The organism is Micromonospora sp. LH3U1 (assembly GCF_028475105.1).
In the GTDB taxonomy this organism is placed as follows: domain Bacteria; phylum Actinomycetota; class Actinomycetes; order Mycobacteriales; family Micromonosporaceae; genus Micromonospora.
On record NZ_CP116936.1, the window covers coordinates 1,263,079 to 1,287,275 of the forward strand.

The 24,197-nt window shown below is 67.6% G+C and carries 22 protein-coding genes and 1 tRNA gene; 16 read left to right on the top strand and 7 right to left on the bottom strand.

All coding sequences use genetic code 11. The features are described from left to right. Nucleotides 1-259: 259 nt before the first annotated feature. The 6 genes from PCA76_RS05865 to PCA76_RS05890 all read left to right on the top strand — a co-directional run bounded on the left by PCA76_RS05865 (nt 260) and on the right by PCA76_RS05890 (nt 7,378). Complete coding sequence (locus tag PCA76_RS05865) at nt 260-1,708, top strand: O-antigen ligase family protein (RefSeq protein WP_272615858.1); 1,449 nt, start codon at nt 260-262, stop codon at nt 1,706-1,708. Then, nucleotides 1,695-3,134, top strand: a complete 1,440-nt coding sequence (locus PCA76_RS05870) for an oligosaccharide flippase family protein (protein ID WP_272615860.1) — start codon at nt 1,695-1,697, stop codon at nt 3,132-3,134. The genes PCA76_RS05865 and PCA76_RS05870 overlap by 14 nt, the downstream gene beginning before the upstream one ends. Continuing rightward, complete coding sequence (locus PCA76_RS05875; RefSeq protein ID WP_272615862.1) at nt 3,131-4,240, top strand: polysaccharide pyruvyl transferase family protein; 1,110 nt, start codon at nt 3,131-3,133, stop codon at nt 4,238-4,240. Before PCA76_RS05870 ends, PCA76_RS05875 begins: the two co-directional genes overlap by 4 nt. Then, on the top strand, nt 4,240-5,391 hold the full coding sequence (locus PCA76_RS05880; protein WP_272615863.1) for a glycosyltransferase family 4 protein: 1,152 nt from the start codon (nt 4,240-4,242) through the stop codon (nt 5,389-5,391). The genes PCA76_RS05875 and PCA76_RS05880 overlap by 1 nt, the downstream gene beginning before the upstream one ends. Continuing rightward, on the top strand, nt 5,388-6,218 hold the full coding sequence (locus PCA76_RS05885) for a glycosyltransferase family 2 protein (RefSeq protein ID WP_272615864.1): 831 nt from the start codon (nt 5,388-5,390) through the stop codon (nt 6,216-6,218). The genes PCA76_RS05880 and PCA76_RS05885 overlap by 4 nt, the downstream gene beginning before the upstream one ends. 65 nt (nt 6,219-6,283) lie before the next feature. Then, nucleotides 6,284-7,378, top strand: coding sequence for a glycosyltransferase family 4 protein (locus PCA76_RS05890; RefSeq protein WP_272615865.1), 1,095 nt, complete (start codon nt 6,284-6,286; stop codon nt 7,376-7,378). Between the two features lie 90 nt (nt 7,379-7,468). Here PCA76_RS05890 and PCA76_RS05895 read toward each other — a convergent pair whose 3' ends face one another. Beyond that, the gene (locus tag PCA76_RS05895) at nt 7,469-9,511 is read right to left on the bottom strand and encodes a S8 family serine peptidase (protein WP_272615867.1); all 2,043 of its coding nucleotides are present in this window, start codon (nt 9,509-9,511) and stop codon (nt 7,469-7,471) included. Between the two features lie 492 nt (nt 9,512-10,003). On the opposite strand from PCA76_RS05895, the gene PCA76_RS05900 reads away from it, so the two are divergent. The 5 genes from PCA76_RS05900 to PCA76_RS05920 all read left to right on the top strand — a co-directional run bounded on the left by PCA76_RS05900 (nt 10,004) and on the right by PCA76_RS05920 (nt 15,178). Next, the gene (locus PCA76_RS05900; RefSeq protein WP_272615868.1) at nt 10,004-10,867 is read left to right on the top strand and encodes a GH25 family lysozyme; all 864 of its coding nucleotides are present in this window, start codon (nt 10,004-10,006) and stop codon (nt 10,865-10,867) included. A 171-nt stretch (nt 10,868-11,038) separates the two neighbouring features. Beyond that, entirely contained in the window at nt 11,039-12,160 is a 1,122-nt protein-coding gene (locus tag PCA76_RS05905; RefSeq protein WP_272615870.1) for a glycosyltransferase family 39 protein, read from the top strand. Further along, nucleotides 12,123-12,524: a hypothetical protein gene (locus tag PCA76_RS05910; protein WP_272615871.1), complete on the top strand. Its 402-nt coding sequence runs from the start codon at nt 12,123-12,125 to the stop codon at nt 12,522-12,524. The genes PCA76_RS05905 and PCA76_RS05910 overlap by 38 nt, the downstream gene beginning before the upstream one ends. Nucleotides 12,525-12,645: 121 nt before the next feature. Continuing rightward, complete coding sequence (locus PCA76_RS05915) at nt 12,646-13,914, top strand: DUF1800 domain-containing protein (protein ID WP_272615872.1); 1,269 nt, start codon at nt 12,646-12,648, stop codon at nt 13,912-13,914. 1 nt (nt 13,915) lies between these two features. Next, nucleotides 13,916-15,178 (top strand): DUF1501 domain-containing protein, encoded by a 1,263-nt coding sequence (locus tag PCA76_RS05920; protein WP_272615874.1) that lies wholly within the window; start codon nt 13,916-13,918, stop codon nt 15,176-15,178. Nucleotides 15,179-15,321: 143 nt separating this feature from the next. Here PCA76_RS05920 and PCA76_RS05925 read toward each other — a convergent pair whose 3' ends face one another. After that, nucleotides 15,322-16,752 carry a sugar transferase gene (locus PCA76_RS05925; RefSeq protein ID WP_336298072.1) on the bottom strand — a complete coding sequence of 477 codons (1,431 nt, stop codon included), beginning with the start codon at nt 16,750-16,752 and terminating at the stop codon, nt 15,322-15,324. Nucleotides 16,753-17,020: 268 nt separating this feature from the next. Beyond that, nucleotides 17,021-18,085: an LCP family protein gene (locus tag PCA76_RS05930; protein WP_442930205.1), complete on the bottom strand. Its 1,065-nt coding sequence runs from the start codon at nt 18,083-18,085 to the stop codon at nt 17,021-17,023. Between the two features lie 119 nt (nt 18,086-18,204). On the opposite strand from PCA76_RS05930, the gene PCA76_RS05935 reads away from it, so the two are divergent. The 3 genes from PCA76_RS05935 (at nt 18,205) to PCA76_RS05945 (ending at nt 20,975) form a co-directional block, all read left to right on the top strand. Further along, complete coding sequence (locus PCA76_RS05935; protein ID WP_272615876.1) at nt 18,205-19,038, top strand: class I SAM-dependent methyltransferase; 834 nt, start codon at nt 18,205-18,207, stop codon at nt 19,036-19,038. A 4-nt stretch (nt 19,039-19,042) separates the two neighbouring features. Beyond that, entirely contained in the window at nt 19,043-19,870 is an 828-nt protein-coding gene (locus tag PCA76_RS05940; protein ID WP_272615877.1) for an MOSC domain-containing protein, read from the top strand. 115 nt (nt 19,871-19,985) lie between these two features. Then, entirely contained in the window at nt 19,986-20,975 is a 990-nt protein-coding gene (locus PCA76_RS05945) for an expansin EXLX1 family cellulose-binding protein (protein WP_272615878.1), read from the top strand. 4 nt (nt 20,976-20,979) lie between these two features. Here the strand turns inward: PCA76_RS05945 and PCA76_RS05950 are convergent, their stop codons facing one another. From PCA76_RS05950 to bcp, 4 genes are all read right to left on the bottom strand, one after another. Next, nucleotides 20,980-21,507, bottom strand: a complete 528-nt coding sequence (locus PCA76_RS05950; protein WP_272615880.1) for a GNAT family N-acetyltransferase — start codon at nt 21,505-21,507, stop codon at nt 20,980-20,982. A 104-nt stretch (nt 21,508-21,611) separates the two neighbouring features. Then, nucleotides 21,612-21,685, bottom strand: a tRNA-Leu gene (locus PCA76_RS05955). Next, nucleotides 21,676-22,272, bottom strand: coding sequence for an HNH endonuclease signature motif containing protein (locus PCA76_RS05960; RefSeq protein WP_272615881.1), 597 nt, complete (start codon nt 22,270-22,272; stop codon nt 21,676-21,678). Before PCA76_RS05960 ends, PCA76_RS05955 begins: the two co-directional genes overlap by 10 nt. Before the next feature lie 30 nt (nt 22,273-22,302). Then, a complete protein-coding gene (gene bcp / locus PCA76_RS05965; RefSeq protein WP_272615883.1) occupies nt 22,303-22,779 on the bottom strand; it encodes a thioredoxin-dependent thiol peroxidase in 477 nt (158 codons plus the stop codon). Nucleotides 22,780-23,057: 278 nt separating this feature from the next. Between bcp and PCA76_RS05970 the strand changes: the two genes are divergently transcribed. Then, nucleotides 23,058-23,774, top strand: coding sequence for an energy-coupling factor ABC transporter permease (locus PCA76_RS05970; RefSeq protein WP_272615884.1), 717 nt, complete (start codon nt 23,058-23,060; stop codon nt 23,772-23,774). Continuing rightward, on the top strand, nt 23,771-24,196 hold the full coding sequence (locus tag PCA76_RS05975) for a PDGLE domain-containing protein (RefSeq protein WP_272615885.1): 426 nt from the start codon (nt 23,771-23,773) through the stop codon (nt 24,194-24,196). Before PCA76_RS05970 ends, PCA76_RS05975 begins: the two co-directional genes overlap by 4 nt. Nucleotide 24,197 lies beyond the last annotated feature (1 nt).

Below are 24,197 nucleotides of genomic sequence, written 5' to 3' on the forward strand. Positions count from 1 at the left end.
TCAGGGAGTCGGTAAGACGTACCAACGATGATGGCAAGGTGGCTTCCCGCGCACCCCGAAAGCGGCTCACGCCCGGCCCTATGTTCGTTGTCGGCACCACCCCTATGATGAGCGCCCGAAGCACAGTTTCGGCCGAGCTGATCGTCATCGGTTCCGGAGTCCCACCCCACAGTCCTGGCCTCACGGCGTGAGTGAACCCCGCATGACCAGCGCAGCCCTGGCTAGTGACTGGTCGACCAACGCTGATACGGAGATTGTCATGTTCACCGGCACCGGCGATGGTCATCCGCAGGGTGATCCAAGCCATGCCCCGACAACCCGGCTCAGCGGCAGTCAGGTGCCAATCCAGACAAACGTTGACCCGGCTGAGGGCCTCGGCGACACGACGTCCCGACCTCGTCCCATGGGCCGTCATCGGGCCCCGAGCGTGGTCACGCAACTGACCTCGGCCGGCCGGGCGTTCGTCGAGAGCCTGCGATCCGACCCGGATCAACGCATCGTCGCCGCGTTGGCAGTGCTCGTGGCGGCGCTCGGGTTGGCGCCGATCGCCCTCGCCCCCTCCGAGGTGGTGATCTACAGCGGCGTGGCGACGGGCACGCCGACGCTGTACACCTACACGATCGCGATCGCGGCTGCCGTGGTGGTGATTGGGATGCAGACGCGTCGTCAACTCCTCCGCGCCTTCTTCCCGTGGGTGCCGTTTCTCGGCTGGATGATCCTGTTTGCCGTGCTCTCGTGGGACTCGTCCCTGCGTACCGTGAGCGGCCTGCTGCATTTCTGCCTGGCAGCGATCGTGTTCGCCATCGGTGTCACGGCCGAACGCGCGGACCGCAGGAACTCGGTCCTGCTCTGGGCCTTCGCGGCCGTGGCGTGGTTGCAACTCTTCGCGATCACGATGGCGGTGATCGGTCTTCCACTGCGACGCATCGCCGGCCAGCAGTCGCTGGACGTGCTTGGCCGCGCCACGGGCCTGACGAGCCATCCGGGCGAACTGGCGAAGCTGCTGTTCTTCTGCGGCATGTGCGCGTTGACCCTGCCGCAGAAGACGGTGCGGCAACGGTGGGTGGCCTGGACGACGCTCGGTGTCGTCTTCCTCGGCGTCTCCCTTACCCAGAGTCGCTCGGTCCTCGCGGCCGTGGTCTCGATGATCCTCATCCTGGTGGTGCTCGAGTTCGTCACCGGGCGTTGGCAGAAGAGATACTTCGTGGTCGTCGGGATCACCGGCGTGCTCGGCTTGGTGTCGGTGCCGTGGCTGATCGAACGGTTCACGGCGGACCCCGAGGGCGGCGACCGTCAACACCTGCTCCAGGTCGCCTGGGATGTGATCCAGGCCCATCCGTGGGCAGGGGTGGGGCCCAACAGCTACGTTGCCATCGCCGGTGCCACCGATCGACTCACCGCCAGTGGTGTGCCCGTACACAACGTGCTGTTGCTGAGCGCCGCGGAGGTGGGCATCATCGGCGCGCTGCTCCTCTGGCTGCCGTTCGTGCTGACCGCGACGACGGCCATCCACTCCGTGTTTCGGGTGCGGACCTCAGAGTTGGCACCCAGGGTTCTGGTCAGTGCGCTGCCGGGCCTTGTCCTGATCGGCATGACGGGCTGGGGACTTATGCAGGGGCCATATTTTCTGATACTGGCGCTGGTGGTCGGCTACTTCTACGCCCGGGCGCGAGCTGCGAAGGTTGCGAGTGGTTATGGTCGCGACTGAGGTCAAGACGCCGGAGAAGCGACGCCCGTCCCTGACGATCGTGTCGGGCCTGCTGGGAATCTCCACCCTGGCCACACGGTCGACCACCCTGGTGGTCATGGCGCTGCTGACCAGAGGCGCCGGCACCGAAGCCGTCGGCTTCTACGGGCTCGCCACGCTCATCGCATCCTTCACCGCCGCAGCGCTCTCCCTCGGCCTGCCGACCTACCTGACCAGGGAGGCCGCCGCCGGGACGGTGTCGCCGCCCGTGGTCGCGCGGATCCATTGCGGGCGCTTCGTCGCGTTGATGGTGGCCGCCGCCGTCGCCTACCCGCTGATCGGCGTGGTCCTTCCCCGGGAAGCGCAGTTCGCCTTCTTCCTGATCTTCGTAGCCAGCCTTTTCGAACAGTGGAACGAGACGGCGTGGGTCCTCATCCGAGGGACGCCCTCGGCCTGGGCAGAACCGCTCACGAATGTGTCCGCCGGCCTCCTGCTGGTCGGCGCGTGTGCGGCCGACGTGTGGCTCATGGACGGGCTCACCCTCCGCGACGCTGCCGTCTACATGTCGATAGCGGCCGTCCTCCGGTCAGCTGCGGCGTTTCTCATCGTGCGAATCCTGCCTGCGCTTCGGGAGTCACGCGGCATCCAGTCGGTCCAGCACATCAGGCAGGCATTGCCGTATTTTGCCGCCGACCTCTTCGGCCTCTTCTACTTCCGCGGCGACGTCTTCGTGCTCGCGTTCTTCGTCGCCGCCGCGGAAGTCGGAGAATACGTTTCGGCAGCGGCGATCGTCGGACCCGTGGTCCAGGTCGCGGCGTCCATGGGCGTCGGCGCGCTCGCCTACGCCGCGCCGCGCCGGTCGTCCGGGAACGCCCAGTCGAACGACCCGCTCACGATCTTCAGGTTCTTCGGGCTCGCGGGTATGGGCGCTGCCGGCGTCATGTTCATCGGAATCCCGATCGGGACTGCGGTGTTGTTCGGCGACCAGGCGGGCAACATTCCGACTCTGGCGATGGTGCTCACCTTCTTCCTCGCGCTGCGATTCGGCAACTTCGGCCTGTCCGCCATTCTGCTTTCCCAGGGCCGCGCCTCCAGCCGGCTGGTGGTTCTTGTGTTGAGCATCTGTGGCAGCGTCGGACTGAATGTCGCACTCGACGGCAGGTACGGGGCCTTTGGCGCCGCAACGGCGATGGTGCTGAACGAGCTGATCGTGGCGGCGTCGCTGCTCTGGTTCTTGCGGATAAAGGAACTGGTGCGGCCTGTCGTGATGTCGTTCGGAATCGTGGCGGCGGCGGTCGCGGCACTCGCCGCACTACTCGCTGTACTGGAACCCACCCCAGCGTCCTTCATCCTGGGCGGCGTCATTCTTGTTCTGGCCATCGCCAGATTGTTGGCTCAACGGAGGGCCGCAGCTCAGCTGCAGGCCGCGACGACGGAGGACATGTGAGGGTCGGAATAGTCGGGTGGTTCGGATCGGACAATCTCGGAGACGAGATTCTTCTCCACTCGCTCATCACCTGCGTCCGCGCGGTCAAGGAGAACGCGTCGTTCGTGGTCTTCTCACCCAACCCCGACAGAGTCGCCGAGCTCCACGGCGTGCAGACGGAGCACATGCCCGTGCTGCGGGCTCGCGGTGCCTCGGAGCGTCAGGTTGCGGTACAACGCGCGATCAAGTCGTGCGACCTGCTGCTCCTCGGCCCTGGAACGGTCTTCCAGGAGCGTTCCCCCAACCTGTCCTGGCCCGGCACTCTGCCGATGTTCGCCCGGATCGTTGCGATGGCCAAGATTGCCGGGACGCCCGTAGCCACGGTCGGCGTCGGAGTCCGGGAGGGCGGAACGCCGTTCGGTCGTCAGTTGCTCCGTGTCATCGGCGCCTCGTGTGTCGGCGTCGGTGTGCGCGACGAGCGAACCGCGTCGCACTTCGGCTCCAGCGCCGAGGTCATCGGCGACATGGCGTACACCCTGCCGCTGCCCGAGCTGGAGCCGGTCGTCGCCGGTCGTCGCTTCGCGCTGTCGATGCGGCCGCTCGCGCCGGAGCTGGAAGGCCCTCTGCTGGCGGCGACCTCCGGTTGTGCCTCCCGGCTGCGCCAGGAGGGATGGTCGGGCACCTTCCTTCCGATGGCCTTCGGTCGAGGAGCACACGGCGAGGACGACCGCGTGATCTACGAGCGCGCCTTCCGCGACCTGCTGGACCTGGACTCGACCCCGCTGGACGGCAGCCAGCCTCTCGCCGGGGCCCTCCGTACCTGGTTGCAGGCGCTCGCGACGAATCAGCTCGTCCTCGGCACCCGCCTGCACGCCGCCCTCCTGGCTGTGGCGATCGGCGTTCCCACGGTGGCCATCGCGTACGAGCGGAAGGTCCAGGACGCCTTCGTCGATCTGGGGCTCAGCGAGTACGTGGTGCCGCCGGACGTCGATGCCGAAACGCTCTACCGGAAGGCGACTGCGGCTGCCGCGTCGCCCGAGCAGTTCCGGGAGGCCGCCGGGCGAGTCGCAGCCCAGGGACGAGTCGCGCAAGGGTTCGTCACGACGCTCCTGAAGCGGCTGGGCTGATGCGCGTCCTGCTGCTCACCCCATTCGCGCCCAACGGCCACCACAACCATGCCGCGGCCGACACGATCGTGCAGCTCACCCCGCGGCTGGCTGAACAGGTCGACCTCTTCGTGTACTCACCGGAGAACACCGCCGTACCCGAGCGGGACGATCTGAAGTACACGTTGCTGCCCTCCGGGGTCGTTGCTCGGCCGAGCCACCTGGACCGTCTCCGGGTCGAACCGGCGTGGCTCCGCCAGGCGTGGCCGCGGGAGGCCACACAGGAGGTTGCCGAGCTGATCCGTCGGATTCGGCCTGATGTCGTGCACGCGGAGTATCTGCAGTCTGCCGAGGTCGTCGGGCTCAGCCGGGCGTCGGTGCTCGGCCTGCACGACATCACCGAGAAGGTCATGTTGGAGTCGTACCGGGCGTCATCCGGCCTGGAACGGCCGTACCGTCTCGCCGAGCTGCTGCGAACGCGACGGTTCGAGCGTGCGGCGATCCGGCAGGCGGCGGCCGTCATCACCCTGTCGGACGCGGACTTCGCGGTCGCCGCGACGTACAACGCGAACACCGTGCTCGCCCGGCCGGGAATCCACGTCGGGGATCGGTCCTGGTCGCCGCCGCCCGCGACGAACCGACCGCGACTGGTGTTTGCCGGGGCCATGTGGCGGCGTGCGAACGTACTCGTCGCCGAGTTTCTCGCGCGCGAGGTGATGCCGATGGTGTGGCAGAGCCTGCCGGAAGCCGAACTCAGAATCGTCGGGGCCGAACCCACCGCCGACGTGATCGGCCTCGGCGAGAGCGACAGCCGAGTGGTGGTGACCGGTGCGGTGCCCGACTTCCAGTCGGAGATGCTCGACGCCCACGCCGTCGTCGTGCCGTCGATCGTGGGCGGCGGTGTGCTGATGAAGGTGGCACATGCCATGGCCCTCGGCTGCCCCGTCATCACCTCGAAAGGGCCGGCGGAGTCAGTACGCGGAGACGCCTCGATGGTGTTCATCGCGTCGACGGCTGACGAGATCGCGGCAGCCGTCCGGGGCGCAGTCGAATCACCGGAGGACGCCGCCCAGCGTGGTCGGCGTGCCCGCGCACACATCGAGCGGACGTTCCGTTGGGACGACACGGTCCGCTCGTACCTCGACGCCTACGGGATAGCGGGTCGACAGTGAAAATCGCAGCCATCATCGTCTCCTACAACTCGGCCCGGGAGCTTCCCCTGAGCCTGGGCTGCCTGGCGGCCCTGCCTGTGGACCATGTCGTGGTCGTGGACAACTCCTCCACGGACGACAGCGTCGAGGTCGCGAAGTCCTTCGGGTACCAGGTCATCTCGCTGCCGAACGTCGGCTTCGGCAAGGCCATCAACGCCGCAGCGGAGACCATCCCCGACGCCGACGCCTACTTCCTCCTGAACCCCGACTGCCACATCACCGCCGAGTCCTTCGCGCCCCTCACGGAGACTCTGCACGATGACCCGAAGCTGGGTGTGGTCGCGCCGCTCATGCGTTACCCCGACGGGCGCTTCGGGATCTCGGCGGGGCCGGCGCCGAGCATGGCAAAGGAATGGCTGGCGGCGCTGAAAGTCGACCACCTCGTGCCGAAGGGCCTGAAGCAGTATCTGGCTCGTGCAGCGCCGTTGCGCAAGAGGTTCAAGATGCTTGAGTATCTCGATGTCAAGCCGGCCGCCGAGGTGCGCGAGGCCGCCTGGGTGTCCGGCTTTTGCATGCTCGTACGGGGAGATGCCTTCCGGTCCATCGGCGGATTCGACCCCGGCTTCTTCCTCTACTTCGAGGACGTCGACCTCTGCACGCGGCTCTCGGCGGCTGGATGGGGCGTCGCGTCGGTCGGAATGAGTGTCGCCGAACACAAGGAGAGCACCAGCACCGCTGCGGTCGGCAAGAACAACCTGTACCGGGACGGCATGGATGTCTATTTCGCGAAGCATGGCACGCGGGGTCAGCGACTCCTCGCGTCCGCTCTAAGGAGACTGCCGATTTGAAGATTTTGTTTGTAGCGCCCTGGATCCCGGCATCGGTTCGCCCGCGTAGCCTCGTGATCCTGGAGATGCTCGCCGCCGAGCACGACGTCCGCTTCCTGGCACTGACGCACGACGACGAAGAGGCGCGGCTGGCGGAGCAGTTGCCGGTCAAGGACCGGACCCTCGTCGCCAACCCGTTCGTCGGTTCCATGCTGCGCTCCGCGCGAGCACTTTCCACCGGAGTCTCGCTGCAGACGGGCTATGCGAGCCCGAAGGCGCTCACCGACGCTCTTCGGCGGGAGCTGGACGACTTCCAGCCGGACGTGGTGCACCTCAACGTCTTCCGTACCGTCCACCTGGTCGAGGCCTGTGGTCGAACGCCGGTCATCGTGGACCTGGACGAGTTCCGCAGCGAGTACTACGAGCAACTGGCCTCCCATGGGTCCAACCTCGGGTGGAAGGCGTTGGGTCGTGTCGAGGCGGGCCGGATGCGGGCGCGGGAAGACAAGTTGGTCAGCATGGGGGTTCCCCTGATGCTGTCCGCGCCGTCCCTGCCCGGCCAGGAACGGCCCAACACCTTCCTCGTCCGGAGCCCCTGCGACTTCTCCGTTCAGCGCCAGGAAGGCCGCATCACGCCGACGGTCCTGTTCGTCGGTCGGCTCAGCTACGAGGCGAACGTCAACGGCCTCATGTGGTTCGTGCGCGAGTGCTGGCAGGGTATTCGCGACGCGGTCCCGGACGCCCGGCTCAGGATCGTCGGCACGGATCCGCCGAAGGCGGTTCAGGCGCTGGTCGGGAACGGCATCGAGCTCCATGCCAACGCGCCCGCGGTCGAGCCCCACTACGCGGATGCTGCCGTTGCCATCGCGCCGATCTTCCGGGGCACCGGCGTCCAGTTGAAGCTCATCCAGGCCATGTCCGCCGGCGTGCCGAGTGTGACGACCAGCATGGTGGCCGACCGCGCCGGTGTGCAGGACGGTGTTCACGTCAGCGTTGCCGACGACGCAGCTGGCTGGATCGCGGCGGTCAGCGCGCTGTTGTCCTCGCCGGAGAGGGCGGAGCGCATCGCCTCGAACGGACGTGAGTGGGTCGTGGCACACCACAGCTCGGCGGCGGTTCGTCGGCAGCTGCAGGCGGCCTACGCCTCGCTTTCCTCCCGATCAGAGGTAGACGCCTCCTGACGCAGATGGGCCGCCGAGACACGTATCGCACGTGTCTCGGCGGCCCCTTTGCATGTGTCGCGTCAGGACGCGACCGTCAGGCAATGATGCTTAGCCGACGGTCATGACCTCGTGGGTGAACTCCGTCGACGTGCCCGGGTAGGTGGTGTCCGGGTTCAGGTTGGCGATCAGCGGCGAGTTGCCGCTGTTCGGCGCCTGCACGAAGAAGTAGTTGACCTGGGACTGCAGCCCCATGGTGCCGTCACCCCAGTGGTACAGGTAGAACGACTGCGGGGTGCCGAGCGTGGTGGAGTTGGCGATCAGCGGCTGGCTGGCGTTCGTCGCGGTGACGAAGCGCCAGTTGGAGTGGGACCGCAGCGCGACGCCGTCGTCCCCCAGGTCGAGCATGTCGAACTTCTGCACGTGGGTGATCGCGGTCGCGCTGGCGATCAGCGGAGACGTGGCGCTCGCCGCGGTTACGATCTTGTTGTTGATCCCAGCGCGTAGGGCGACGACTGCCGACGGCGAGGCCCAGATGAACTTCTCCGCCGTACCGACGGTCGTGGAGCTCGCGATCAGCGGGCTGGCCCCGTCCGACGGCACGGTGACGTACTTGCCGTTGACCTTGGCGATCAGGGTGGTCGTGCCGTCGCCCTGCATCACCACCTGGAACCGCTCCGCGTCCGTGATGGTGCTGGCGTTGGCGATCAGGGAGCCGGCGCCGCCGGAGGTGGCGCTGACGTACTTGCCGTTCGCCCAGGACGAGAACGCGATGTAGTTGGTGCCGGCGCTCACGATGGTGAACTTCTCCAGGTCACCCATCTGAATGGGGGCCTGGGTGGCCTTCAGCGGCTGGGTGCCGCCCTGCCCCACCGAGACGTTCTTGCCGTTGGCCAGGGCACGCAGGCCGGTGACCTGCGGCACCGCCGTGGTGCCGATGCGCAGCATCACGTCGCTCGTGTTGAACGCGGCCGTGTTCCGAACGACCCGCCGGGTGCCGCCGTAGACCAGGTTGTTGCGCACCTGCAGGGGCGTCCAGGTCGGGTTCGCGGACAGCGCGAGCGCCGCGGCGCCCGCGACGTGCGGGCTGGCCATCGAGGTCCCGCTGTACTTGGCGGTCGCCGTGTCGCTGGAGGCCACCGACGACGGAATGTTGTGCCCCGGCGCGTGAATGTCCACACAGGTGCCGTAGTTGGAGAAGAAGGCGCGGAAGTCGACCTCGTCGGTCGCGCCCACGGTGATCGCCGAGGCCGCACGGGCCGGCGACTCCAGGCAGGCGTCGTCGTTGCTGTTGCCGGCGGCAACGGCGTACGTGACGCCGGAGGAGATGGAGGCCTCCACTGCGGCGTCGATCGCGGAGCTGGCGCCACCACCGAGGCTCATGTTGGCGACTGCCGGCTTGATCGCGTTCGTCGTCACCCAGTCGATGCCGGACAGGACACCGGCGTAGGTCCCACTGCCTTCGCAGTCGAGCACCCGCACGGCAACCAGCTTGACGGCCTTGGCCACGCCGTAGTTGGTGCCGCCGACGGTGCCGGCGACGTGCGTGCCGTGCCCGTCGCAGTCGTCCGCGACCGCGTCGTTGTCGACGAAGTCGTAGCCGTAGCTGGCCCGGCCACCGAACTCCTGGTGGGAGATGCGGATGCCGGTGTCGATGACGTACGCGTGCACGTTGCTCGCCGTGTTCGGGTACGTGTACCGCTTGTTCAACGGCGCGAAGATCTGGTCCAGACGGTCCAGGCCCCACGACGGCGTGTTGAGCTGGGTGTCACTCTTCGACACCTTGCGGTTCTGCTCCACGTACGCGACCTCGGAGCTGGTGGCCAGCTTCTTGGCCTGCGCGGCGTTCATCCGGGCCGCGTAGCCCCGGATCGAGCGCGTGTACGTGTGGGAGACGGCGCCGCCGTACCGCGTGGAGAGGGACTTGGCGCTGGCGTCGACCTCGGCCGGCTTGGCCTTGGTGTCCTTCAGGACCACGATGTAGCTGTCCTTGATGGCACCCTTGTCGGCGACCGACTGGGCCCTCGGAAGCTTCTTCGCGTCCGACGGGGCGGCATACGCGGCACCGCCACTGGAGATCGTTGCGGCAGCCGCGACTACGGCGAGGGCGAACCCGGCCGTGACCGAGCGACCAGCTCGGCGAAGTTGGAACACGTGAGACTCCCCGTTGGGTCAGCGTCCAGAACGGACGCACTTGAAGGTCGTCGCCTTTCGGCAAAGACGCAGCCCATCTTCGTCGATAGGAGCCATCGATGGCTCAGCCGTTCGGACTGATTGACGCCAACGCCGCGACTCTGCCCCGACGAGCCGGTGACCCTTGCACCAATGACGTAGCGTGTCGAACTGCCTACGATTGATTAACCCCATGCGTGGCCAAAATGTGAGGCACTGTGCCGCTGCTACCGCTGACCTATTTTCGAGGTCAGCAGGGATTGCCTGAGATCCTGGGTCCATCCTCGACCTGGTTCCCAATCCGGGTCAGTCCGGGGCAGCGCGGATGACCTTCGGTTGCGTAAGGTGCGAACGTCCTTTCGCGCCGGTTGATGGGCCGGTCCAAGCGACGCCCGCGTCTCGCTGACCAGGCCGCGAGACGTTGGCTCCTGAGCAAGGAGATTCGGGCTACCCATGTCACGAAAATGGATTCCTGTGCTGGTTTCATCCGTGCTGGCAGTCGGCCTGCTCAGCACGCCGCAGGCGGCGAGCGCGGCGACGCCTCCTGACGGTGGTGGCCGGGCCAACGCCGGCGCCATGCCGGGGGTGCGGAAGATCCCGGTGTCCGCGCTGGCGGCACCACCTGCCGGCTACACGATCAGCGGCATCGACGTCTCCAGCAATGACCACAACCTCGGCCCGATCAACTGGAGTGCTGTGGCGGCCGAGGGGAACAAGTTCGCCTACATCAAGGCGACCGAGGGAAACGACTACCTCAACCCCTACTTCAAGGGCGACTTCGCGGCGGCGAAGGCGGCGGGTCTCTTCGTCGGCGCGTACCACTTCGCGCGGCCGGACGGACGGGACCCCGTCGGGGAGGCCAACTACTTCATCAACAACATGCAGTGGGCGAAGGACTCGCGCACGCTCGTGCCCATGCTCGACTTCGAGTGGCCGTACTGGGCCGGCGCCCCGACCTGCTACGGGCTGACCCCCACGGAGCTCACCAACTGGGTCCGGGTGTTCACCAACCAGGTCAAGGCGCGCATCGGTCGACCGATGATGATCTACACGAACACCAACTTCTGGAATCCCTGCACCAACAACGACGCCTCCTTCGGTGGCCTCCTGTTGGACATCGCCGGCTACACCTCCACCCGGCCGCCGCTACCCGCCGGCTGGACCAGGGAGACCATCTGGCAGTACGCGCCCGGCGACCCCTCCCAGCCCGGCAACTACAGCAAGAACGTCTTCAACGGCGACTACGCGAGCCTGACCCGGCTCACCAGCCCCGAGGTCAGTGTTGCGCCCCCGGGCCCACGACAGTTCCGCACGCCCATCACGCCGAACAGTCGTTGATCGCCAGGGCGAACAACGATCGTTTCGTCGATGGCCGACGCAGACCGGTTATCTTCGCCACCAATCCAACAGGTTGACACCTCGCCGTCGAGCAATTCTGGGCGAGTGCCCGCAGGGCCGGCCTGGCCAGTTCGCTAGTCTCTCTGCGACTTCACGGGGTAGGGGAAATTGGTGGGCTCCAGAAAGAGCGATTTGGCTCCCTTTGGCATCGGCTTCGCCGTCATGTTGGTGGTCGCCGGTTATTCGCTGACCAGCGTTCCGCTCGACTGGGATGAGGGCGCGACGCTCTCCGCCGCGACCCGGTCGTTCGGTGAGCTCATCCAGTTGGCCAGCTACAAGGACGCGGTCATCACGCCCTTCTACCTGGTGCTCCATGTCCTGGTGACGGTCTGTGGCGAGTCCGATGTTGTCCTTCGCCTGCCCTCGCTCCTGGCAATGGCCGCCGGCGCTGGGGTGACCGCCGAGATCGGCCGGCGAGTCGCCGGGCCGGCGGCTGGAATCCTGGCCGGCATCATCTGCTCGGCGATACCCAGCCTGGTGTTCTTCGCCCACACGGCCAGGCCCTACGCGTTCGCGTTCCTTTTCGCGACACTCTCATCCCTGCTGTTGCTGACCGCCGTGCAGACCCCCACCTGGTGGCGTTGGGCGGGATATGGCCTTTGCCTGGCTCTCACCGGGATCTTCCATCTGGTCGCGCTCTCCGTGCTGGCCGCACACGTGGTGATTCTGGCGATGGCGTGGTGGCCAGAGCGTGATCGCCGGCTGTGGCGGGCGCTTCCCGCGATAGGTGCCGCGCTGGTGGTCGTATCACCGCTCATCTGGCTGGGCAGAGGCCAGCGGTATTCCCAGCTGCACTGGGTGCAGACACCGACCTGGAAGACCGTCGCCGAACTGCCGGGCGATGTCGCGTTCAGTCCGGCTGTCGGATACCTGTTGTTGCTCCTCGCCGTCGCCGCCTGTTTCGTCCTACCAACCCGTCGATACGTCGAGCTTGTCGCTCTCAGCACGGTGCCGGTCGTCGTCGGTCATCGGGGCCTCGCTGATCGCGCCGGTGTGGGTGCCGCGTTACGGCATCTTCCTCCTCGCGCCGGTTGCGGTGCTGGCCGCTGCCACCGTCACCACCGACCGTCTGCGTGCGGTTGCCGTGTTGCCGTGGCTCGTACGCGCCGTGGCGGTCGTGGGAGCGCTCGTCTTCCTCTCGCTGCCTGTGCAGAAGTCGGTCCGGCAGACGCACAACGCGCCGGACACCCGCACCATGGCCTCCGCCATCCACGACAACGCGGCCACCGGTGATGTCGTCGTCTACACCGACTTCGCCTGGTCGATGCGGCCGACCCTCACGCACTACCTCGCTGAGTTGGAGTGGACGCAGACAATCCAGCCACCGGACATCCTGATGAAGCAGACCGCGGCTGCCAATGGAACGCTGGAGGCGACCGAGTTCGCCGACATCCAGGGAAGGCTGGCCAAGGCCAACCGCATCTGGCTCATCGGCCCGGCGGCAGGCGTCTACGGAGCGCAGAAGGACCCGCTGTCCGCGCCCGGCTGGAAGATCAAATACATCGGTCAGCGCTACGAGGTGCGGCAGACCTACACGTTCGAGACCGGGCGAGCGGTATTGCTCGTGGCGCGCGACGGGTCGACGGGCCCGGCTTGAGCCATTGATCCTGGTACCACCCTGGGCGGCGCGGGCACCGGATCGGAGGTTGCGCCACCGGCAGTGAAGGCGATCGCCCTCGGGTTGGAACGTGCCAGCGGCGTCGCATACATTTACCTGCATGGCCGACGACCTCGCGTTGCTACTTCGCCGCGCCGGCTTCGGTCCCACGCCCTCTGAGCTGGCTGCGGCAAAAATTGCAGGGTACGACGCCACCGTCGCTACTCTCACGGCCCCGACAGCGCCGGACGTCGGCGCTCTGCTGTCTCCTATGCCTGTGCTCGAACCGGATCCCCTGGCCGGCCTGTCCAACCCGACCGACGCCCAACGGGCCAAGGCGAGTGTCGAGCGTTGGGAGCAGACGAAGCGGATCACCCAGTGGTGGTTGGATCGCCTCACGGTTGCTGACCACCAGACCCGCGAGAAGCTGTGGTTCTTCTGGCACGGGCACTGGGCCACCTCGGTGCGGAAGGTGATCCGCCCACAGTTGATGTTCCTGCAGCATCGAAGTCTGCGCAGCTCGCTCGACTTCGCGGTGATGGCCCACAAGATGATCACCGATCCGGCGCTCGTCTCCTGGCTCGATGGGCAGACCAACACGCGAGACGCACCCAACGAGAACCTCGGCCGCGAGTTGATGGAACTCTTCATGCTCGGCATCGGCAGGTACACCGAACGGGACGTGAAAGCGGCAGGCCGAGCACTGACCGGCTGGAAGATTGACTACGACGGGGCCCGCACCTTCTTCAGCCCTGCCGCGCACGACGCCGGAAAGAAGAACATCCTCGGCGTGACGAGGAACTTCGACGCGCACTCGCTTGTCGACTACCTGCTCAAGCAGGACCGCTGCCCTGCCTACATCGCCGAGCGGCTCTGGTTCCGCTATGCCTCGTCGACCGAGCCGATTCCGAAGTCCACCCGGGACAGCATGGTGTACGCATTTCCCAACTCTGCTTCGATGCTGCGGAAGCTCTTTGAGGACGACGCATTCCTGGCCAGCGCCGGCACGTTGGTGAAGCAGCCGACAGAATGGTTCGTCGGCGCGATGCGGCAGTTGGGTCTGCGGCCGGGGGAACTGTCCGACGACATGCTGGACTATTCCCTCAACGGCTTGGAGCGGCTGGGGCAGTTGCCGTTCGCGCCCCCGAGTGTCGAGGGGTGGCCGGCAGGAGCCGAGTGGTTGACCGTCGGGGCGGCGCACACCCGCCTGAACTTTGCCGGTCGGATCGCTCAGTTGGTCCATGCTCAACGGCTGACGCCGGAGAGCATGGCGCACATTCTCACCATCGACACCTGGACCAACAGGACGTACGCGGCCCTGAAGGCCACAACCGATCCGCAGCGTTTGTTGACCCTCGGGTTGGCGAGCCCGGAATATCTGGTGACGTGACATGGACGCAGTGACCCGGCGCAGGTTCCTCCTTGCTTCTGGCGTTGCCGGGGGTGCCGCCATCGTCGCCGGGGCGGCGCAACTGGACCTGGCAGGTCTCTTCGGCACCGCGAGTGACGCAGCGAGCCGCGAAGATCACCGGAAGACGCCGAAGCTCGTCGTCGTCACGCTCTACGGTGGCAACGATGGCCTCAACACGGTCGTTCCCTACGCGAGCTCAGCCTATTACGCGGCCCGACCCGAGCTGGCCTACGCGCCTGATCGAGTGCTCAGGCTGAACGACTCGTTGGGGTTGAATCCGGTGATGAAGGGCTTGAGTCTGCTGTGGAGCCAACAGCAGCTGGCCGTCGTCCTCGGTGCCGGGTATCCCAAGCCGGATCGGAGTCACTTCCGATCCATGGACATCTGGCAGAGCGCCTCACCCAGCGGTCCCGCCAACTCCGGGTGGGTGGGCCGATGGTTGGACGGCACCAATGCCGCCCCAGAGGCTGCGGTGAGCTTCGAGCCCATGCTCCCGCCGCTACTCGCGGGGGAGACCCGTACGGGAGCTTGCGTGAGTATCGGTGGGCTCAAGTTGCCGGCCGGAGTCACCCCGAACATGGTCGAGGTGCTGGGGCGGAGGGAGCCGCACGAATCCGAGATGCAGGCGCGGGCCGCGGATTCGTATGCGAATCTCATCAAGATCGACCAGCTCATCCAGGGTGCCACAGCTACGGGCGCCCCGTCGGGTGCCGTCGTCCGACCTGACATTCCCGCCACGAGTACGGGCGGCGCAAACGTCCTCTCCGAACAGCTCTCGCGCGTGGCGCAATGTGTCGAGGCTGGGGTCCCCACGCGCGTGTATTCGGTGAGCCTTGGTGGCTTCGACACGCACGCGGCGGAGCGAGTTGGCCACGAGTTGCTGTTGGGCCAACTCGATCAGGCGTTGGCCAGCTTCGTTGGCAGGCTGGCGCGGACCGAGGCCGGTCAACGGGTCACCGTGGTCGTCTACAGCGAGTTCGGTCGGCGGGTCCGCGCGAACGCCTCGGACGGCACCGACCACGGCACCGCCGGACCCGTCTTCGTGCTGGGTCCCCAGGTCGCCGGCGGGCTCTACGGCGAGCAGCCGAGCTTGACCGACCTGGATGACGGTGACCTCAAGGCGACGACGGACTTCCGTGACGTCATCGGCACGCTGCTGGCCTCGGTGTTGGAAGCAGACCCGGCGCGCTATGTCGGCGGAGGGTACAAGCCGAAGATGCTGCCGTTGCTCGTGCGCGACTGACGTTCAGCCCCTTGCCCGCCCGCGACCGGGTCGCTGCCGGCGCTGGGCCGGACATGCCGCGGCCGGGTAACCCGGTCACAGGATCCTGGTGACAACGGGTTGCCCGGCCGCGCCCCTTCAGGGGAAGTTGCCAGGGGTGGTGGTCAGCGACCACCACCGCGGAACACCTCCGCGACCGTGCGGAGCACCACCTTGACGTCGAGCCAGAGCGACCAGTTCTCGATGTAGTAGTTGTCGAACCTCGCCCGGTCGGAGATCGGCGTGTCACCACGGAGGCCACTGACCTGCGCGAGCCCGGTGAGCCCGACCGGCACCCGGTGGCGCATCGCGTAGTTGGGGTACTCGGCCGAGAACTTCTCCACGAAGTGCGGACGTTCCGGCCGCGGCCCGACCACGCTCATCTCACCGCGCACGATGTTCCAGAGCTGAGGCAACTCGTCCAGTGACGTACGGCGCATGAACCGCCCGATCGGTCCGACCCGTCGGTCATGCGCGATGGACCAGTTCGTCTGCGACTCCTGCTCATCCACCGGGCGCATCGACCTGAACTTGATGACATTGAACGGCTTGCCGTAGCGGCCGATCCGTTCCTGGTAGAAGAAGATGCCCCGACCGCCGTCGATGAACGTCGCGATCGCGCAGAGCAGCAGCACCGGGCTCAGCAGGACCAGTGCCATCGTGGCGACGAAGACATCGGAGGCCCGCTTGATGGCCCAGCGTGGCCCGGACAGGGTCGTGTCACCGATCTTGGCGATCGGGATGGCGCCGATGTGGTCGGGATAGCCAGCCTGGGAACGGGATCCCCAGAGGCGCGGCACCACCCAGAGGTCGCAGCGCGAGGTGAGCGGCTGGAGCAGGGTTTCGATCAGGGTCGCTTCGGTGCAGTCCGGGTCAGCGATGACCAGGACGTCACAATTCAGCAGCCTGACGAGCTGTTCGACGTTGTCGAGGGTGCCGAGCAGCGGAACCGACCCGGCGTCCTGCCGGGACGGTGCGTCGACGCAGCCAACGAAGCGCAGGCCGTACTGGGGGTAGCGCCTCAGCAGCCGGGCGAGCTCCACACCGATCGGACCACTACCGATGATGATGGCGTTGTGTTCCACCCACCGCCGCCTACGCGCGACGATGGTGAACTTCCTGCTGAGCGCGCGGCCGGCGATGACCAGCACGGCGGAGAGCGCAACGCCGCGCATGAAGCCGGTCACGTACTCCACCGAGGCGTGGCGTTCGGCCGCGATGATGGCCACCACCGCGGCCGAAGCCAGCAGCCGTCCGCAGAGGATCGGCAGTTCGTCAAGAATGCTGACGTGACGGCGGGCCCGGTAGAGCCCACCCGCCGCGAAGATGGCCACCGTGAGCGCGGTGTTGGCCAGCGTCCCGCGCCAGTAGTGCTGGGTCAACAGCAGCGGGGTCAGCAGCGCGATGACGTCGATCGGAGCCGTCATCATCCACGCGCGGAGAAAACGTGTGCCGGTCGAGGCCCGGGAGCTGGCGTAGGGCAGCACCGCGGTCGTGTCGAGACCGGGAACCGTAGGTGCGGCAACCGCCGGCTCGGGCCGCTCGACGCGGGGCATCGCGGCAAGGGTCGCCGCGTTGCCCGCCGCGTTGCCCGCCGCGTCCTGCTCAGGAGCCACCGACTGCTGTGGAACCGCTGACTGCTGTGGAACCGCTGACTGTTCCGGGGCCCCGTCGGGCGTGCTCGAATACCTAACCGCCGAATGGCGTGACATGAACGATTCCTCCCCCGTGACTACCCTCGGCCATGCATGTCGCGCCATCGGGCGATCGCAGGATATGAGCCGTTCAGCTGCGCCGCCAGAGCCGGAAGGACAATTGCAAGCCCTACTTCCCGTTGGCCAGGATCTCCGCCACTGCGTCGCGCCGAACGGCACCGTAGAACGTCTTGGCCTTCTCGGTGTTCGCGAAGACCACACTCTCGCTACCGACCCGTCCGGTGCCCTTCGTGGGGCTGGTCAGGAAGGTCAGGTTTCCGCCGCGCAGGTTGCGCAGGTCGGTCGCCATGTCCAGCAGGGACATCTTCTCGTCCACCGACACCGCGCTGGACGACGCCTTGACGAACGAGTTGAGCCGGGCCGGGTTGGTGAGGATGCCGCCGGAGACCGCTCGGTCCAGGATTGCTTTGATCACCTGCTGCTGGTGCCGGATGCGCGCGAAGTCGCCGTCGGCGAACTGCTTGCGTTGCCGCGAGTAGTCCAGCGCTGCCGCGCCGTCCATCCGTTGCTTGCCCTGTTGGAAAGTGCGGAACGGCTCGTGAATCGAGGTGAAGGACTTCTCCGAGTCGATGTCGACGCCGCCCAGTGCGTCGATGATCTCGACGAACCCGGCGAAGTCAATGATCATGACGTGGTCGATCCGCACGTCGGTGAACTTCTCCACGGTCTGCACCATCAACGGCACCCCGCCCCAGGCGTAGGCCGCGTTGATCTTGGCATCCCGGCCGCCGTTGTTACCGTTCTTCGACTTCGGCACCGGCACCCAGGTGTCCCGAGGGATCGAGACGAGCTGCGCACTGGACCGATCCTTCGGCACGTGCGCCAGGATGATGCTGTCGGTACGCGAGCCGGTCGTGCCCTCCGGGTCACGGGAATCACTGCCCAGAATCAAAATGTTCATCGCGCCCTTGGCCGCCGCCTGCGGACGGCCCTCCTCGGGCACGTCGGCGAACGCGTCCACCCGCTGGATGTCGGAATTGATCGAGCGGAAGTAGAGCCCGCCTGCGATCAGACCGCCGCCGCCGAGCAACGCCATCACCAGGAAGGTGATCAGGGCGACCTTCTGCCATCGAGGGCGGCGGCGCCGCGGCCGCGGCGCCTCAGTCGACTCAGGTGGCGACTGAGCGTCAACGAACTGCGTCTGGGGATCCACGTACTCCTGGCGATACTGCATGCCGCGATGCTACTGATTGCGGGTTACAGCCACGTACCCTCGGCTGGCCCATACGGCTCCACATTCTGACCAAACGACTTATCCGGCGAACGATTGCCTGAACCTGATATGAAGCAGCGGTGGACGCCACACAGTTGCGCCGGGCCATCGCCCGCACCCCACTCGCGCCCGTCGCCGCATTCCCCAAGCGGCTCGTCCGGGTCGCCCGCCACGACGCCAGGGTGCTGCGCATCTCGGCCCGCTGGCTCGTCACCTCCCGGGAACACCACAACTACACGTACGAACTGACCAAGCTCAGCCGTCACCACCTGGCCTGGTTCGTCAGCGTGGTCTGCGACCGGCCGATCAAGCAGGTTCGTGGGTGGCTCGACGAGGTCGAGTCCGACCAGGCGCTGCGCCAACACATCGAACGGACCACCGCAGGCGCCGCCCGCCGGGGTCTCGCCGACAAGAAGGTCCACTACGCCCGACGCGTCGGCTGGTACGCGATCGTCCGGGCCACCCGCCCCGCACACGTCGTGGAAACCGGCGTGGACAAGGGGTTGGGCACGTGCGTCCTGGCGTCCGCCCTGCTGCGTAACGCGCAGGAGGGGCACCCGGGCCGGATCACCTCGCTCGACATCAACCCCGAGGCCGGCTACCTCGCCGCCAGCGAGCCCTGGTCGGAGTTCGTCGACCTGGTGATCGGCGACTCGATCGCCTCGATCGGCGCACTGGACCGCCCTGTCGACCTGTTCCTGCACGACAGCGACCACAGCCGCGCCCACGAGAAGCGCGAGTTCGACGCCGTGGAGTCGAAACTCGCCCCCGGCGCGATTCTGCTCACCGACAACGTCACCAGCACCAATGTGCTCGCCGAGCACGCCGAGCGCACCGGCCGGCGGTTCCTCGCCTACCGGGAGAGCCCCGCCAACCACTGGTACCCAGGGGACGGCATCGGCGTGGCATGGTAGGCGGGTGCTGCTGAGATCGATTCACACGTACCCCGTCAAGGGTTGTCACCGGCTCGACCACGACGATGCGGTCGTGCAGCCGTGGGGCCTGGCGGGCGACCGGCGCTGGATGGTCGTGGACGCCGACGGTGTCGGCGTCACCCAGCGGGAGACCACCCGGCTGGTCGGCCTGCACGTCACCGTGCGTCCCGGCGGTCTGACGTTGCGCGCGGACGGGCAACCCGACCTCGACGTGTCCGAGCCGGCAGACGTGGCCCCGGTTGTGGTCCGCACCTTCCGCAGCCGCAAGCTTCCGGTCTCCGCTCTGCCAGCCGGCCCGGCGGCCGACGACTGGCTTGGCTCCCTGCTCGGCCGACCGGTCCGGCTGGTCTGGCTGGCCCGGCCGTCCCGCCACCTGGCGGTCGGCGCCACCGAGGCCGGCGAACGCGACACCGGTGACCAGGTCAGCTTCGCCGACGCCTACCCACTGCTGCTGGCGAATACCGCTTCCCTCCACGCCCTCAACGACTGGCTGGCCGAGGCGGGGGAGGAGCCGGTGCCGATGAGCCGGTTCCGACCCAATTTTGTGGTCGACGGGGCATCGGCGTGGGCGGAGGATGACTGGGTCGACCGGCCGCTGCGCATCGGCGACCTGAGCTTTCGCGCGGCTGGGCCGTGCGACCGATGCGTGGTGACCACGACGGACCAGGAGACGGGGGTACGCACGAGGGAACCGCTGCGCACACTCGGGCGGCACCGCAACGTCAAGCAGAAGCTCCTCTTCGGACTGAACCTGGTCCCGCTCGACACTGGACAACTGACCGTGGGCGCCCCCGTCCTCATCGAACCCTGACCGGGCCGCCCACCGGTCTGTCGCAGGAACGCGCCGGTCACCGTCCGTCGATGCTGTCTTAGCTTTGGCTTAGCCGGCTTGTCCGTCCGCGCCCGGGTCCGGCAGCATCGCCGTCGTGACGGACGAAAGCGCTGTCGACATCGACATCGACCTGGACCGGGCCCCCGAGGTCCGGCCCGCGTCGTCGTCCGGCCCGATGCCCTGGCTTGTCGCCACCGGAGTCACCGTCCTCGCGGCGGCGCTCGGACTCACCCTGACCCTGCGGTCCGGCTCCGCCCCGGCCTGCGCCGCCGGCCGGACGCTCGCCGCCGCGCCGCCCACCGGCAACGCCACGCACAGCGGCAAGGCGACCTTCTACGACTCGAAAGGCGCCGGCGGCAACTGCTCGAACCCCGCCGCCCCGGCCAACCGGCTGTACGTCGCGCTCGGTCCGACGGAATACTCCGCCGGCGCCGCCTGTGGTGGATTTCTCGACGTGAACGGCCCGAAGGGCACCGTCCGAGTGTTGATCATGGACCAGTGCCCGGAGTGCGCGCCCGGGCACCTCGACCTGTCCCGCGAGGCATTCGCCCGGATCGCCGACCCGGTCCAGGGCCTCGTCGCCGTCACCTACCGCGCGGTGGTCAACCCGCCACTACCCGGACCACTCACCTTCCGGATCAAGGAGGGCGCGTCGCAGTGGTGGTTCGCCGTCCGCGTCGGCAACCACGGCAACCCGCTGCGATCCGTCGAGGTCCGGCAGGGTGACAGCGGTCCGTGGCGGTCGGCCGCCCGGCAGGACTACAACTACTGGCTCATCACCTCCGGTGCCGGGCCCGGCCCGTTCAGCGTCCGCGTCAGCGACGTGTACGGAAACCGTGCCACCGTCGGCGGCATCCGGATGGCACCCGGCCAGGTGCAGAACAGCGTGGTCCGGATGTACGCGCGCAGTGCCGTGGCTGCCAGTGCGCGCCCGTCCGCATCGGCCCGGCCGCCCGGCAACCGACCCACCGGCACGCCGACGCCGGCCCGTCGTCCGGTCGAGGTGGCGAGGGCGACCGCGCCGGCCACCGGCACGCCCACCACCCGCCCGGCCGAGGCGACCGCCCGTCGGTGCGCGGGCTGACCGCTCAGTCGACCGGCGTCAGGTCGAGCCACATCAGGATCTCGTCCCGGTCGTCATCGGGCGCCACCCGCAACGCGCCCGGTAGCCGGCCGATCTCCCGATACCCGAGGCGGCCGTAGAACTTGTCCAACCCCAGCCCGTCGCGCACCGTGACATGTAGCGCCTCATGGCCGAACTCCCTACCCAGCCGGGCGGCTTCAACCATCAGCGCCGCGCCGTAGCCGGTGCCCTGGGTGTCCGGGTGGACCATCACCCGCTTCAACACACACCAGTGCGCCTTGAGCGGGAAACGGTTGTCATTGAAGATCAGCAAACCCACGAGCCGGTCGCCGGAGTATCCGACCAGCAACCGGTCCGGCCCGCCGGCGATGCCGTCGAAGGTCGGATCGGCGATGACGTGGACGTCGGCAGCGGCGACCGGTGGCACGAAACCGACCGCACCGCCGGCGTTGCTGACGTCCACCCAGAGGTCGACGATCTCAGCGCGCAGCTGCGGGGTCAGGTCGGGGTCGAGGACGAAGCGCAGACTCACGCTCGCCATCCTGACCCGACGACCAGGGTCGCGACCCGCGACAGTGACGCGCCCGACAGTTGTTGCTCGTCAAGCCGCGTCGCCTTCTCAGGCCGACGATGAGGTGGGGCCGACGGGATTCGAACCCGCACTGGTGCGGACCTAAACCGCATGCCTCCTGCCGTTGGGCTACGGCCCCTTGATGCTGTACTCCACCAGCGTCCACGGCCATTCTTGTCGACGAGGCAGTCGCCTGCCTATCCGGAAGCCGGTCGGAGTAACCGCATCAGGATCGTAGACCACCTCGGGCGCGACGAGGGCAGGCCGTCGCTGACCAGCGTACGTAGAGGTTTGGCTGTGACAGTTGGGGCAGAGCAGACGGAGATTGCGGGGCTGGTTGTCGAGGAAATCGCCGTTGATGTGGTCGACGTGGAGCGTCAGCTTGCCTCCCTGCCACGTCGGAGAGGTGCCACACACCTCGCAGTTCTCGGGAAGACCGATTGTTGCCAGGGCGCGTTTGAGGCGGAAGCCTGGGACCCGGCGAGAGCCCTCGGGCAGCTTCACCAGTAGCTCCGTGGGGGACATCCGTCGCCACCGCACACCTCGGTTGTGGGCCTGCCCCGTGAAGTGCGACGTGTCGATGCCGAAGCGTTTGAGCTGACGGCTGATGTGCGCGTGGGAGCCGCCGCTGACGCGTACGCCGAGCAGCCGCATCACCTCGGTGATGTTGCGCGCGGCGGCGGCAGCGGCGGCCAACGCCTCGGGCGTGTACTTGTATCGAACCACTGACGGACCGTAGCGGCCCGGTGCGACAGGTCAGTCCAGACCGAGGTCGCGGCGGAGCTTGGCGACGTGCCCGGTGGCCTTGACGTTGTAGAGCGCTCGCTCGATCTTGCCGTCGGCGTCGATCACGAACGTCGAGCGGATCACGCCGGTGACGGTCTTGCCGTAGAGCTGCTTCTCGCCGTACGCGCCGTAGGCAATCAGCACCGCCTTGTCCAGGTCCGACACCAGCGGGAAGGTGATCGCGTCGCGCTCGCGGAACTTCGCCAGCTTCTCCGGCTTGTCCGGGGAGATGCCGACGACCTCGTAGCCGGCGGCCTGGAGCGAGGCGAGTGAGTCGCGGAAGTCGCAGGCCTGCTTGGTGCAGCCGGGGGTCATCGCGGCCGGGTAGGCGTACAGGACGACCTTCCGGCCTCGTAGGTCGGCGAGGGAGAGTTGGTCGCCGGTATCGGTGGCGAGGGTGAACTCGGGCGCGGGGTCACCGGGGGAGAGACGGTCGGGCGCGGTCATGGCCCGACGATACCGCCGGGCCGGCGTGAGCCGTCGTCGGCGACGCGCGCAGGTGTGCGGCGGCGCGTGAAGGTCGACTCGTCGTCCCGGAAACCGGGGCATCGGCGAGTCGCGGACACCCCGGCATCCAGGAAGACGAGTCGATCACCAGGAACGAGCCTGACCTGGAAAGGTGATCAAGACCATCCGTTGTTGCCAGAGTCTGGCAACAACGAGGATTGGGAAATAAGCTGACGCACGCCGGCCCGGGTAGGGCCCGCTGACGTGTGGGAGGTCGCGTGGAAACACTGGCGATGCACATCTCGAACGGGATCATCGATGGTCCCGTCGCAGCGGTCTTCGCTGCGCTCGCTCTTGCCGCGCTCACCATCTGCGTCCTTCGTGGCCGGCGCGACCTGGACGACCGGCTGGCCCCGATGGCGGGCCTGGTGGCGGCGTTCATCTTCGCCGTCCAGATGCTCAACTTCCCGATCTTCACCGCTGGCGTGAGTGGCCACCTGCTCGGTGGCGCGCTCGCCGCCATGCTGGTCGGTCCGTGGGTCGGCGCGCTCTGCGTGTCCGTGGTGCTGGTCGTGCAGGCGCTGATCTTCGGTGACGGCGGCGTGGCGATGCTCGGCCTCAACATCACGAACATGGCGGTGCTCGGCACCGCCGCGGCGTACCTGCTCATCGCAGTGCTGTTGCGGGTGCTGCCCCGCACGCGGGCCGGCCTGGCCGTGACCGCTTTCGTCGCCGCGATGATCAGCGTGGTGGTCGCGTCGCAGGGCTTCGTCCTGCAGTACTGGCTGGGTGGCACCACCGACCTCGGTGGCAACCTGGCCGGCCTGGCCGGCACGATGGCCGGCGTCCACCTGCTGATCGGCATCGGGGAGGGCCTGATCACCGCGACCACCGTGCTCACCGTCGCGAAGGTACGACCCGACCTGGTGTACGCGCTGCGCTCCCTGCGCACGCCCGCCGCCCCCGTTGTCCCCGTCGCCGGAGGTGTCCGATGAAGAACCGTTCCTGGGCCTTCCTGGCCGGCGGCCTGCTGGTCGCCCTGCTGCTCGCCGGTGTGGTGAGCAACTACGCCTCGTCCCACCCGGACGGGCTGGACTCCTCGCTGCTCAAGGGCTGCACGGTCGACGCCGACGACAACATCGTCGCCGGCAGTTGTCCGGCCCAGCAGGCACGGGACCACGAGTTGGGCGACAGCCCGCTCGCCGACTACGGCGTGCGGGGCGTGCAGAACAGCTTCGTGTCCACCGGCCTCTCCGGGGTGCTCGGGGTGCTGGTCACCTTCGCGATCGGTGCTGGCGGCTTCTGGCTGCTGCGCCGCCGGGGCACCACACCGACCGACGGTGACGCGACAACGCCCGCTGAGGGCGACCCCGCGACGTCCGACGACGTCCGGCGCCGCGCCGACGCGGCCAGCTGAG